Below are 224 nucleotides of genomic sequence, written 5' to 3' on the forward strand. Positions count from 1 at the left end.
CTATACATCCACTTACGTGTTAGCAGAGTGCTGTGTTTTTGGTAAACAGTCGGGAGGGACTCTTTGTTGTAAGTTTCCTTGCTTTCGAAGTCAAATTCTAATACAAGGCTAACCACACCTTATACCGCAGATACGGTGCTATTTTGCAGAGTTCCTTAAAGAGAGTTCTTCCACGCGCCTTAGAATACTCATCCCACCCACCTGTGTCGGTTTACGGTACGGGC

Annotated in this window: 1 rRNA gene; it reads right to left on the reverse strand. The window is 45.5% G+C overall.

Annotation, left to right across the window (positions count from 1 at the left end):
- Positions 1–224 (reverse strand): 23S ribosomal RNA (locus tag KJQ99_RS10385); the annotation flags it as partial.

The organism is Campylobacter sp. 2018MI13, assembly GCF_018501135.1.
Lineage (GTDB): Bacteria > Campylobacterota > Campylobacteria > Campylobacterales > Campylobacteraceae > Campylobacter_E.